9 protein-coding genes and 1 pseudogene are annotated in these 13,012 nt (G+C 33.0%); all 10 read right to left on the reverse strand.

The window, feature by feature from the left end:
- Positions 1 to 1,776 (reverse strand): ABC transporter ATP-binding protein, encoded by a 1,776-nt coding sequence (locus NL281_RS05940; RefSeq protein WP_253303154.1) that lies wholly within the window; start codon positions 1,774 to 1,776, stop codon positions 1 to 3.
- The gene (locus NL281_RS05945; RefSeq protein ID WP_155969548.1) at positions 1,777 to 2,766 is read right to left on the reverse strand and encodes a phytanoyl-CoA dioxygenase family protein; all 990 of its coding nucleotides are present in this window, start codon (positions 2,764 to 2,766) and stop codon (positions 1,777 to 1,779) included.
- Positions 2,767 to 2,770: 4 nt separating this feature from the next.
- A complete protein-coding gene (locus NL281_RS05950; protein ID WP_253303155.1) occupies positions 2,771 to 4,447 on the reverse strand; it encodes a WG repeat-containing protein in 1,677 nt (558 codons plus the stop codon).
- Positions 4,408 to 6,735 carry a glycosyltransferase gene (locus NL281_RS05955; RefSeq protein ID WP_253303156.1) on the reverse strand — a complete coding sequence of 776 codons (2,328 nt, stop codon included), beginning with the start codon at positions 6,733 to 6,735 and terminating at the stop codon, positions 4,408 to 4,410. Before NL281_RS05955 ends, NL281_RS05950 begins: the two co-directional genes overlap by 40 nt.
- Positions 6,692 to 7,645 carry an NAD-dependent epimerase/dehydratase family protein gene (locus NL281_RS05960; RefSeq protein WP_253303157.1) on the reverse strand — a complete coding sequence of 318 codons (954 nt, stop codon included), beginning with the start codon at positions 7,643 to 7,645 and terminating at the stop codon, positions 6,692 to 6,694. The genes NL281_RS05955 and NL281_RS05960 overlap by 44 nt, the downstream gene beginning before the upstream one ends.
- A gap of 124 nt (positions 7,646 to 7,769) precedes the next feature.
- Positions 7,770 to 8,519, reverse strand: coding sequence for an NTP transferase domain-containing protein (locus NL281_RS05965; protein ID WP_265027770.1), 750 nt, complete (start codon positions 8,517 to 8,519; stop codon positions 7,770 to 7,772).
- Between the two features lie 121 nt (positions 8,520 to 8,640).
- Positions 8,641 to 10,038: an ankyrin repeat domain-containing protein gene (locus NL281_RS05970; RefSeq protein WP_253303159.1), complete on the reverse strand. Its 1,398-nt coding sequence runs from the start codon at positions 10,036 to 10,038 to the stop codon at positions 8,641 to 8,643.
- Entirely contained in the window at positions 10,031 to 10,186 is a 156-nt protein-coding gene (locus tag NL281_RS05975) for a hypothetical protein (protein ID WP_253303160.1), read from the reverse strand. The genes NL281_RS05970 and NL281_RS05975 overlap by 8 nt, the downstream gene beginning before the upstream one ends.
- Positions 10,183 to 11,970 carry a group II intron reverse transcriptase/maturase gene (ltrA, locus tag NL281_RS05980; RefSeq protein WP_253302976.1) on the reverse strand — a complete coding sequence of 596 codons (1,788 nt, stop codon included), beginning with the start codon at positions 11,968 to 11,970 and terminating at the stop codon, positions 10,183 to 10,185. Before ltrA ends, NL281_RS05975 begins: the two co-directional genes overlap by 4 nt.
- Positions 11,971 to 12,396: 426 nt before the next feature.
- Positions 12,397 to 12,945 (reverse strand): annotated as a pseudogene (locus NL281_RS05985) (Rpn family recombination-promoting nuclease/putative transposase); the annotation flags it as partial.
- Between the last annotated feature and the right edge of the window lie 67 nt (positions 12,946 to 13,012).

Genomic DNA, 13,012 nt, shown 5'->3' on the forward strand with positions numbered 1-13,012 from the left:
TTATTTTTTGCCATTCAAACAACCAATTTGAGCATTCCAAAGTTCCTTGTAAAGACCTTGCTTAGAAACTAATTCAGCGTGTTTACCATCTTGGACAATTTTTCCTTTGTTAAATACTAGAATTCGGTCCATGTGTAAAAGTGTAGAAATACGGTGTGCTATAGTAATCGTAGTTTTATTTTTCATCAATTTGAATAAACTCATTTGAATTGTTTTTTCTGTTATAGAATCTAACTGACTAGTTGGTTCATCGAGAAATAATATTGGAGCGTTTTTTAAAAATGCCCTGGCTATTATTATTCTTTGTCTTTCTCCTCCAGATAGCTTGATGCCTTTTTCTCCGACTGTAGTTCCATATTGATCTGGTAGAGTCATAATGAAATCGTGAATACCAGCCAGCTTTGCAGCTCTCATTATTTCTTCGATAGTAGATTGAAGTCTACCATATATGATGTTTGCTAAAATAGTATCATGAAATAACAATGGGTCTTGAGGTATTACAGATATTTGTTGCCTCAAAGAACTCTGTGTAACTTCTGATACTATTTGATTATCAATCTGTATATTACCTTTTTTAACATCAAATAGCCTTAGGATTAAGTTTATAAAAGTAGATTTACCACCTCCAGAACAACCAACTAGACCTACTTTTTCGCAAGGATTAATGGTAACTGAGAAATCTTGAAATAATGACTCCTGACCTTCATAAGAAAAAGAAACATTATTAAACGTTATTTTTCCACTTAATAAATTTAATTCTTTAGCATTTTTCTTATCTTGAATTTCTGGTACGGTAGTTAAGATTGGCAATGCATCTGAAACTTTGCCGAAATGAGTAGAAAATTGCGTAAGATTCCTAGTTAGATGGTTAAGAAACTCTATAATAGATATATTAATTCCAAGTACAAGAGCTATATCTCCTATTGCGATCTTGTTCAATTGATAGTCATAAATTAAAAAGTACAAGTTTACTGCTTGGAGTATATCAAATGAATAGCCATATATAAACCAAAGACAAAAGTATGCCCATTGTAATTTTCTCTCTGCAATAGTTCTTTTCTTGCATATTTGAAAAAATTTGTGTCTCTCATGTGCTTGCTGAGAAAATAGCCTTACTGATATAACATTTAAAATACTATCTGCTATACTAGCTATTACTTGTGAATTTTGTTTAGAGTAATTATCAGCTAGTTCAGTAAGTACACGAAAGCTGAAAATCGATACTAAAATAAAAATGCTTACCCAAGTGAATGTAGCGATTGCAAATTTTATGTTTACCAATGATAAGGTATAAATAGCTAAGACTAATGCTATGCTGTAACCGAAAAAACAATCTATAAGCAATCTTATTAACTCTATCACACTATCCATTAAGCTACTGACCTTATGTACTAAGCTTCCAGATAAATTGTTCTGATAATAGGAATGGTCTTGTTGGAGTAGTCTACAAAAAGATATATCAGCTATCTTTTGACGCATTAAGGTAAACATTCGAATGTCAACAAAATAGCCATAGAATCTAAAAGCAGTAGTGATAAGTAATGCCATACCAAGATAAGCGCTTACAGGTAATAAAAGATTCTCAATTACATTACCTTCCTGATATTTTACAGCTGTATCTAGAATATTTTTTACTAAATACTTTCTAAAAGACAAATCAACAGCTACCACCAGGGCAACTAAAGACATTATAAGTACATTAAGTTTGAATTTAGATACTATATTCAAGATGAACATCAATACACATTTGAAGCTATCAACTCTACTTCTGTTCATTTATAATGCTAGCTCCACTACGTTGACTTTTTTATTGAGAAATACAAGTAGTGAAAACCATAAATTTTTGTATATTTTTCCTGAGATGTCTCCAGCATCATGTAGTGCTGATGCTCGATTCAGAATAAGTAGCTTATATAAATCTCGCTTAGCCTCAGTAGTGTCGATCTCAGAAATATTTGTAGTTGTGTCTGTAATAAAGGCTAACCAGCTCTTGATAAGTTCTTCCATGTTTTTTGCTTTTACACTTTCCTGGTAGCCAAACAATGACAAGCATTCTCTCAGTACAGATTCTGTTAACTCACCACAATTGAGTATACCAAAAACTGAAGGCTGAGGTTTTGGCACATAGGGAAGATCTTGATCTTTTATAATCCACCTTGTTACATAAGCAAATCTATCTTTAGCATCTGTATTCTTATCACTACCATGCCATAACCGTGAATCAAAAACTATTGCATCTCCTGCTGAAATAGGTAATGACTTAATTTTGTAATTTTCCCGATTATTTGAGTACTGATCAAAAAAATATGGGTACCAAAAATCAACTAAAGGCTGTATTTCCCATTTATGACTGTTTTCTATAATTTGCAGTGCACCTGAAGTTTCACTTACATTATTCAAAGCTAACCAAACAGAAAAGTGGTAAGGATCATTGAAACTATAGGAGATGTCTTGGTGGAAGGGAACTGCATCTATTAAATCAGCAGTTTTACATATAACATTTGATTTTTTCTGCAGTATCTGACACTGAAGTGACTTTTCAAGGTAATTTTTAATAATTTCATCTAATGCTTGAGAGATAATTCTAGTTACTTGAGATGACGTGCCCCATCTGCCGGTACAGTTTAAGTAGTCAGAAGTTGAAACACTTAGTTCTTGGGATAGCTCTGATATCTTATTTGTTATATCACTTAAAGACTGAGTTATTAGCTTTAAAGGAACCAGATTTTTGATAATAAAAAAACCATTTTTTTGTAGTATTTCCATATGATTAATACCTGACATCAATGACTGATAAGTAATCTGTTAAAGGCACAACAGCAAAAATTTTGAATCCTTTTACTTGTTTTAATATTTTTTCCCAATCGCTTAATGTTCTTAGTTTACCTCCTGTTTCAACCATTACATTAATATCTACAGAGCCTCCAGTTGGAGAGCGGTAATCTAAAATAGTTTCTATCAATAAAATACGAGATATTCCTTTGACCAATTTTAAATAAGATAATACTTTATCATCATCATAATGCTGCAGAAAGCGGCAAAAGACACCTAATTCATAATTTGTAACTGATAGTTCTTCCTGAGTTATAAGTTTGACTTTTAAATTTTCTACTAACTGTCTTGGTACTTTATGTTCGTTATATAGGCCTATAGAACCTTTATTGTGTATATCAGAATAAGCAAGAAATAAAGAGTGTACACCAAATAGCAATATATTCTTAGCACCATCTATATTAATCCTAGAATTAAACTCTTTAGTATCAAACCTAGAATATCCTAGCAATGCTTGGTAAAACGCTATTTTCTTATCTTCTGATGCTTCTCTTTCCTTAAAAGATTCAAATGAAGAGATGGACTTCTGTTTTAGTATATCGGCAATCTTTAACCAATTCTTTTCAGCGGCAACTCTTGCCCACATCGTTGCTGCTTTTGGCAAAAATGGTATTTCCTTAAAACACTTACCTTTTGATGATAGTTGCCATAAGTCCTTGTCCTTATCGTAATCAATAAACCCTATTTCCCACAACGCCCTTAACAGCCTTTCTAGATTTGGTACGATAATGTTTAACTTTTTAGATAAAACTGGCATAGTTGCAGGTAAAATATTTAACAAATCAAGTTCAATAGCAACGCTTGTTAGGTAAGTTTTCCAAAAGGCTGAAAGTTCTGCAGAAATCCTATGCACTTGAGATTCTTTACCTAAATCAAAAATACTAAACTTTACATTTCCGGTAATATTGATTTGTCCTAACACACCTTCAAAAGTTTCAACCTTTGCCATGCCATTATAGAATGCTTCTACCATTTTAAATCTCTGCTGGTAAACAGGATCACCATTAATATCTATATGAAACCAACCATGTTGATCTTCTGCAATAGAATACCCTTTATGAAAAACATTAAGTTTTTTATACCATTTATTATGTACTAACTTTCCATGATGATTAATATGTGTAGCTTTGCCATCCTTATAGACTACAGAGATACCATCCTTAAAATCTCCAACATAATCATATTCCTCCTGATAAATCCTGTTGCCATTTAAATTAATATGAAAACATTTATCATGTCTTCTAACTACACAAGCATCTTCCTGATAATTTCCAATCCATTGATACGACTGTTTGTATACTCTACATCCAGATGAATCAATATGGTAACACCCTGTATCATCTTCTACGGCTGCTCTATTGAAGTAGAATCCAAAAGTTTTTAGAAATCTATGATGATAAACTGCTTCTCCTCTCACATTGATATGATAAGCACCTGTCTGATCATAAACCGGTGCAAGACCGGGCTCATGAAATTTACCAACCTTTATAAACCTATTTTCATACAAAGGATTTCCTAGTAATTCGTGAAAACTCTCACACGGTGAAATTTTAATAGATTTAAGATTATCTTTGATTAATTGATCAAAGGTTTTCTCATGTTGCATGTTTTGCATAATTTGTAATTTAAATAATTCTTTTGTAAGCTTAGGTACTCACTACTCTGCCATATTTCCTCGAGTTTAACCTCATTAACATTACCAAAATTTCCTAATGTCTTACGGAGTTCATCTGGAGCACAGCAAGGACTAAACTTTCCTTCATTGTTTATCCATGCTTCTTTACCTAAAAATGGGCATTGACCACCTGGAGCCAAATCCTTAATACCTTCTTGAGAAAGGATTGTGAAATTTTCTAATTTTATCTTTTTACCATTTGGCAATAGAATATTATCTCTAAGTTCGTATAACCTTCTCACCTCCGTGTTCCATCTACTAATTGCTAACTCATCTCTTCTCATAGATAGATCCTTAATTTCCTCAAAATGTGCCCAAAGATGATGTCCTTTAACTCTATCTATGCCGTTTTTTATGGCCATCTTAACTATGTCATAGAGTTCATGTAAATTACTTTCCAAAAATGTTAATTGTAAAGTAACGGTACACCTTTCACCTGTATCGCTAAAGTATTTATCTCTAACTTCAAGGAAAGTTTTTAAATTTTCTGTCACTACTTCCCATTTTGAACCTTTCATGATTCTTTCATGAGTTTCTTTAGTTGCCCCATTCCAGGAAATCTTAACATCAGATAAAATTGGTACCAATAGTTCAGCCCATTTTCTAGCTCCTTTAATGGGAAAAGAACCATTGGTTGTGAGGTTAAGCTTAAGACCGAACTCATGGCACAAATTGATTATTTCATCAAAGCTTTTATACATTAAAGGCTCACCCATAGTAGAAGGAATGATTTCCCTTAAAGGTGTTCCAGCTGCTTCCTTAATTACTTTTCTGATAGTTTCTATCGACAGTATCTTAGGTTTTATTCCTTTAGCTTTCTTTTCTTCTTTAACTTTGCTGTATGGTGAAAAACATTCGCACATTATACAAGCAAAATTGCAGTAATCTGGATTAGTATCAAAAGTAATTCTCCAAGGACCGGGTTTCACAGCTACTGATTTGCCTTTCTTTTCAATAGCATTACGGTAAATCTTGTTAAGTTTCTCAATATGCTCACTCATAGAAGGTATATTCCCATTTTCAGTATAAGGATAGCCTTTTTGGGTAAGTTTATTGTATAACTCCTGATTTGTAGATAGGACTTGCATTTTTTCTGACAAACTACTTGCATCTCTGTGCTTAAATAATAGTCCATCTCTTACATATTCTGCCATACCACCATAATCGGCTGTTATAACTGGTATTCTAAGTTGCTGTGCTTCATGTATTACTAATGGTGAATTTTCACCCCAAATTGAAGGAACGACTATTGCATCAACTTTATTAAATACGTCAGTAACTATATTCTTATTATCATAACTTCCCATCCACTCTATTCCTTCTTTAACAACAGGTGAAAACTGATCGGCAATCGCTTTTAAAGCTTTAGTTTCTTCTCTTGCTGCTCCCCAAATTCTAAGTTTTGCTTTAGATGATAAGTGAGAAAAAGCTTTCAATAATAGATTAACACCTTTTTCGGGAGTATGAGTACCAATATAACCGAAAATAAACTCTTTTTCTTGTGCTCTATTTCTATTCTTAAGACGATTGAGATCAAAACCATAATCAAGATAAGAAATTTTGTTTATCGGAACATAAAAATCCTGAGTAAATTTATCCATCAAGAATTTCGATGGGGAAATAAAGTAATCTATATAGTCTATTATTTTCCTTGTGTGCTTCATTCTAGTTGCAACCCATTGTTCCCAATAATTTATGTCTAAATTCAGGAATTCTTCATCTCCTGTAAAATATCCTTTGTAACATTGAGTTGCACATTTTTGATCCTTTTGTCCATCACAAAGCCGTAACAAATCTTCAGAATTGCGTTGAATAAACCTTCCTCTTGGACACATTAACCAAAAGTCATGTAGCGTAAAAATTGTAGGTATATTTTCTTTAAAAGCAATTTCTGGTAAAGTAATTGATAGATGATTAAGATGACCAAAATGTATAAGATCTGGCTGAAAGTTATCTATTACTCTTTTAAATTGTATATCTACTTCTTCATTGATAAATTTGTAACGATATTTAGCTGTGGGTATATTAATTAAATGCAGTAAGATTCGAGAGTCACTACTATCTAGGACTGTAGTGTAATAAAAATCAGGTAAAAAGCTATTTTCATACCTAGTAAATACTTGTACCTCATTGTTATTTGCTAGTTCATGAGCAAGAGTTTGGCTATAAACCTCTGAACCAGCACTATAATAAGGAGGGTAACCATGAATAACTTTTAATATTTTCATATATTACCATATCTATATTGTTAGGATATTCTTGTGTATTGTTTTGTAGACTTTTTATAAATTTACTTAATCCTACTTCTAATGAATGTTTTGGAGACCAACCAAGTAGCTCTTTAGCTCTAGTAAAATCACCATGAAACTTAGTTACATCAAAATTTCTTGGAGGATAAAAATCAATTCTAGAATCACTTTTCGTGACTTTTAATATTGTTTTTGCTAAGTTTTCTAAAGTACATGGGCTATTAGTAGTAAGATGAATAGCAGGAAGAGAAGATTTTTCGCTTTGTAAATATTTAACAGTTAAGCATATACCCTCTATAACATCATCCAAATAGGTAAAATCAAAAACACATTCTTTACCTTCTATTTTAATTGGATCACCTCTTAATGCATTAATACAGAGTGCAGGAATTACTCTACTGTTATGATCTAGTAAACCACCGTATACATTTGAAAAGCGTAATATTGCTACATTAAAATCTTTTGAACTTGTTATTTGTTCCTCAATAAATGCTTTACCTTGTGCATAATTATTTATTGGATCGATACTAGCAGATTCTGTAACTGGCAGTTCCTTCTGCTCTCCATAGACTTCCCTACTACTTGCATATATAAACCATGGTTTATTTGGAAGTGACTTACATAACCCTAAAAACCGCATTGTACCATCAACATTAATTTTTTGACACAGTGTAGGATAAAGTTCACCATGTATAACTCTAGAAATTGCAGCCAGATGAATGATTCCTGTACACTGAGCAAGTAGTGGTACTATATCTTCTGAAAAAAAACTGAGTGGATTACCGTGAAACCTAATATCGCAGCTTATTACTTCATGACCTTGGTTTTCTAACTTTTTCACCAAGGTCGACCCTATCAAACCTGCAGCACCTGTTATTAATATCCCCATGTATACCCTCTACTACAACTAGGAAAATTTGTCATACCAATTATCTTACAAGTAAGAATTAAAGGGTATTATAAAACCAGTATAAAACAAATGTCAACTTAAATTAATGAATAAAAAAATGTAGTTATGAAAGAAAAGTTGGCTGCCTTCTTTCTTGAAAATAGTGTTCGGCTTTAATCAAATCCTCCTTATTATTTACTCCCATTGCTTCTCTTTCATCAGAAACTACATAACCTACACTCAAGTTATTGGTTGCTGCAATGGGCACTATATCATTAAGACAATATTCATTGGTCGAATTATTAAATTTTATTTCTTTTACTAAGGTAAAGAGATCTTTAGCATATGAAACCATTATTCCAGAGTTTGCAAGAAGCATTTTATCTCCATTTTTTAGGATTTTTTGAACATTTCCGTAATTATCAATTACTAATCTTCCATATTGTTCATCTTGACTATTGAATCCAAGAAGAACTAAATTATTATACTTTAAACAATCAGTCATTTTCATAACTGTATCACTAGATATAAAGGGAGTGTCTCCATACTGTATTAAAACTATGTCTTGATCAGATAACTCCTCCAGATTTTCTAGAGCAATTTTAACTGCAGTGCCAGTGCCTGTAATATCTTCTTGCATTATTAGTTTTATATTGTATTGATCGATTATACTTTTTAGGCTATCAAAGTTTTCTAAATCTTTTAGAAGGGAGTTGTTAACAACAATTGATAAGCTTTTTAGACTCAGCAATTTTGCATTAGAAATTATATGTTCTAAAAGAGTAAGATTTCCCACTTGGTGCAACGCTTTTGAATATTCAGAATTCATTCTACTGCTCTTTCCTGCTGCTAATATTATCAAAATGTTACTCATACATAACTCAGGAATTGATTAGGTAGTAAGTTAATTCATAATTAGTAAGATGTAAATCCCACTGTAATTTTTGTATATTTTCTAGATCTTGGCACCCTCATTAGAGTTTCATTTAAGAGAGCTATAACTTTAAACTCTTTACTCTATTTTCTACGCTGACATCTTGTAAACTCTGATCTGGACTTTTTAATATTTCTAATAATCTACTTGCAAGGTTTGAGTGTTTATTGATTACTGCAACCTGGACTAATGACTTGTCTTGATCATTACGAGCATTTGTTACAGCTACGCGCTCATCAGGTTTTATTGCTTTCAGCTTACTGATAATTTCAACATTACCATTTTTTGCATTCTCAAACAGCTCTTCTACTAATTTCAATAGGTTAGTAATATTTTGGTCTCGAGAAAGATCAAGTGGTGCTTTACCTTCTTTATTCTTGATGTTATAAATTGCACCATGTTTCAACAAAGATTTTACAGCTTCGAAAAAGCTATTTTCAGTAGCAACATGCAACGATGTAGTGCCTTTAACTATTGTTTTAGCATTAATAAAATCACTCAATTTATTGTGGCTTATACGTTGTAACAAAGCTTCAATAATTTCTTTATGACCTTTGGAAGCAGCAGTGTGTAATGGTGTATTACCTTTGTTAGTAACTTTAGCAGCATCAGCTCCATTTGCTAGCAAGATATTTACAACTTTTATGTGCCCATTATTAACAGCATAATGTAATGGCGTTCTTCCATCCACGTTTTTCGAATCAATGATTGCTCCATCTCTAATGGAACTCTCAATTCCTAAATAATTATTATCTTCTATAGCCTTAAATAACTTCTCAGTCAATTTTAGTAATTTTATAACTTCTGGGTTTCCTCTTCTTTCCGCAAAGTGTAATGGTAAAACATATCTACCTCCTTCAGCTCTAGCATTAAAGTATGCTCCGCTCATAAGTAGAGACCTAACTATATCTAAATTACCAATTTGTGCCCCTAAGTGTAAAGGCGTAGCATTTTTATCCATTTTTGCATTAACATCCGCTCCATTTATAATAAGAGTTTTAACTACCTTAGGATGACCATATTGAGCTGCAAGATGTAGGGCTGTGCCTTTATTTTGATTTTCTTTTACATTTACATCAGCACCATGTTTCAATAGAACGGTTGCTATCTGATCATAACCTTTTTCTGCTGCAAAATGTAAAGGAGTCCAATTTGTGTGATCTAAAGCATTAATATCTGCTTCCTTTTCTAAGAGCAATTCAACCACCTCTAAATGATCATGGTCTACTGCAAAGTGTAGAGGTGTAGTACTTTTAACTGTTTTAGCATTAATGTCTGCTCCTTTATCAAGCAAAGATTTAGCAACTTCTAAACTACCATCATATGCTGCACAATGTAGAGGAGTCCAACTTCTGTTATCTAGAGCATTAATATCTGCTCCATTTTCAATCAAGAAATTCATTATTTCCAAGTGATTATGTTCTGCTGCCAAATGTAGAGCTCTTCTACCATCATCCATCTTTGCATTTATATTTGCTCCTTTTGCAATTAAGCTCTCTACTATTTTGTTGTCTAAGTGAAGAAGGTCGCCCTTCCTCACTCGACTGCAAAACCGTACGTGAGACTTTGCGCCTCATACGGCTTCTCTCTAATTTGGTGCTTTTCATGCACACCTCCTGTGTAATTCATCGTGACAATGTCCATGTAACAAAGATAAGTTTGTGATCATATTGTTTCGTCTATTCCGGTCTTTGTGATGTATTTCTATTGTATCATCACTTTTAAACCATAGTCTACAATTATCGCATTTACTTTGTTGCAACCTCAATAATTTTATTACTCCTAGTGGCTTATCTGGTATTTTTCTCAGACGTTTACCCCAATATACCCAATCACCATCATATGGGGATCTGGTTTTTTGCACTTTGATATGTCGTTTAATAACATGATCGCTGTGTATAGTAAGACGTACCTTGTTACTTGTCATAAAGCGCCAGTTTTCGTTATTATACTTCTTAAAGTACTTTCTTTTTATCCAGCATCTCCCTTTGTTTGGGTGCCTAAAAACTGCCCACTTCCAGAGTTTTCTATGCATAATATTATCCAATGAGCTAAAGATTTTACATGAAACTACCGAGGAGTAATATTGACTCCATCCTCTGTTTATTGGATTGAGATCCTTTATCACACGTTCTTGTGGTGCTCCACGCATTTCTCTGAGTTTATGTTTAATAGCTAGTGTATGCTGTTTTATAGAATTACGACTTGGTTTGATTAATAACTTGTAACCTTTCTTACTTTCTTTTATTGGATATTGTCTTATTGAAAATCCAAGAAAATCAAATCCTGGTTTTGTTTCGTCAATGGTTCTTAATGTATGAGAAACTCTTGTTTTAGAGGGCTTTAATTTTAGTCCAATGGTTTCTAACCATTCTTCAACTAAAATTTTTGCTTTAAGAATAATCTCTTCGTTTTCATGTATGATGACAAAATCATCACAGTAGAAAATTACACTAATAGACTTTTGCGCGTTTCTATGCGATATCCTACCATATTTTCTTTTCATGCATTGAAAGAGTTCGTTTGTTAATGCTTTTTTGACATGTTGCTCTAATCCGTGTAATGCAACACAAGCTAGCAACGGTGAGATCGTCCCTCCTTGAATTGTACCACGTTTTGTGGATTGAAGCTTTCCATCTTCCATAACACCAGCTCCTAACCATCCTTTTATGATTTTCTTTAATGTTGGTGTGGTATTGAGCTTTTCAAGCAATTTATTATGGTTAATATTGTCAAAGCATCCAGAAATATCAGCATCTAATACATATGCTGTTTTCTGTTTTAGCACATCAAATATGGCTTCAATTGCATCATGACATGATCTACCAGGTCTAAAACCATAAGTGTTTGGCTCAAGTTTTGCCTCCCATTCTGGTTCTAAAGCCATTTTTACAAGTGTTTGTTTTGCTCGACACGATATAGTGGGTATACCAAGTGGGCGATGCTCCGATGGCTTACCAGATTTTGGAATCCAGACACGTCTTGATGGCTTTGCTTTTTCTTTTATATCTAAAGAATATGATAGTTGTAATCTTTCTTTTTGATTAAGGTTAGCTTTTCCATCAATACCTGCAGTCTTCTTCCCCCTATTGTCCTGTGTTACTTTCTTAACAGCGAGTGTTTTTGCACTTGTTGATTTGAGTAATAATCTCTGAAGATTATGCATCTTTTTGATATCATTACATTTAGAAGCTTGGTAAATTCGTTTTTGTAGCTTAAATGAAGATTTCTTTAGCTTGCGCCAAGGAATTCCATTCCATTCATACCTAACTTTTTGCTGGTCCATAACATATTCACTACTATTCACCACTTTACCTTCCAAATTAAAGTGTTTACGTCTGCATATCCCAGATATTACTTTGGGCATTAGCTTCTTAAACAATCCTTCCACATAGTAGCTTGTGGCTGGCTACTTACTTATATTTTAATGAATATAAGAGCTTCTATGTGGTTACTCTGTTCCATGGCTTCGTTTCACGTTAAACTTAGATTCCTACTATTTGCCGGAAGCTTGGAACATCAATAACTAAAGTCTTCAATCTTTAGTCCCCTTTTTGCTTCGTACCATTTTGGTCTATGCGTAGTTCAATCTCTTTTCGCATATTATGCTTTGACGACAATTCAAACATAGGTTTCTCTCGTAATCATATCTAACTCTGTTTGCAGGGATTCACCACGAGATTTAGTGTTACCTGCTTTTATCTCATGCTTGCATCCCAGAGGTTGCCACTCTTTGAAATGTGAGATATACATTATCCCTGATGTCTGGGAAGATGGAATTTAACCACCACAAAACCATGACCTTCCAGGTCGCACTAAAATAATAGATCCATTTTTCAACTATACTCTCCAATTGGTCTTCTTTAGTTTTAGGAAATTTTGGTAACTCAATAAATGTAAAATAAAAATCTTTTAAATCATGTTCATAGCTATCTTTGTCTAACATTACATGATCTGACTTATACTCAGATTTATTAGGAAAGAGAATACAATCAGCAATAGCTATAAAAATGATTTCTTTAAGATCCTGATATTGATCACCTTTATCAGCTTGCCTTGAATAAGCTTTAGCAGCGTAATATTGAGCGCGTTTTTCAAAGCCTTTAGTTTTGGCAACTTGCATTTCGACTATTACTTGCACCCCATTTTCATCCCTGCAAAGAACATCAACGATACTTTGTTTTTTAGAGGCAATTTCAGCATCTTGAATAGTGCTGAGGAATTCTATTTCTTTTATTTCATCTTTGCCAGTGAACCCCAAAATATCATTGAGAAAGTGAATGAGGATGTCTTTATTTTTTTCAGTACCAAAAATACGCCGGAACGCAACATCATTCTTGGGGTCGAGAAATTTAGAAAGAGCCATAAAAAAATTTTTAAATGTATCTTTATATTATATATTCTTATTGATAATAATTCAATAATTTGTCATC

The sequence above is a fragment of the Wolbachia endosymbiont of Phyllotreta cruciferae genome, assembly GCF_918697765.1.
Lineage (GTDB): Bacteria > Pseudomonadota > Alphaproteobacteria > Rickettsiales > Anaplasmataceae > Wolbachia > Wolbachia pipientis.

Coding starts and splice junctions, on each gene's coding strand:
- NL281_RS05950 (WP_253303155.1), bottom strand. CDS start 4,447: ATGCAAAACATGCAACATGAGAAAACCTTTGATCAATTAATCAAAGAT.
- NL281_RS05940 (WP_253303154.1), bottom strand. CDS start 1,776: ATGAACAGAAGTAGAGTTGATAGCTTCAAATGTGTATTGATGTTCATC.
- NL281_RS05960 (WP_253303157.1), bottom strand. CDS start 7,645: ATGGGGATATTAATAACAGGTGCTGCAGGTTTGATAGGGTCGACCTTG.
- NL281_RS05975 (WP_253303160.1), bottom strand. CDS start 10,186: ATGAAAAGCACCAAATTAGAGAGAAGCCGTATGAGGCGCAAAGTCTCA.
- NL281_RS05970 (WP_253303159.1), bottom strand. CDS start 10,038: ATGGATGATGGTAGAAGAGCTCTACATTTGGCAGCAGAACATAATCAC.
- NL281_RS05945 (WP_155969548.1), bottom strand. CDS start 2,766: ATGGAAATACTACAAAAAAATGGTTTTTTTATTATCAAAAATCTGGTT.
- NL281_RS05965 (WP_265027770.1), bottom strand. CDS start 8,519: ATGAGTAACATTTTGATAATATTAGCAGCAGGAAAGAGCAGTAGAATG.
- NL281_RS05955 (WP_253303156.1), bottom strand. CDS start 6,735: ATGAAAATATTAAAAGTTATTCATGGTTACCCTCCTTATTATAGTGCT.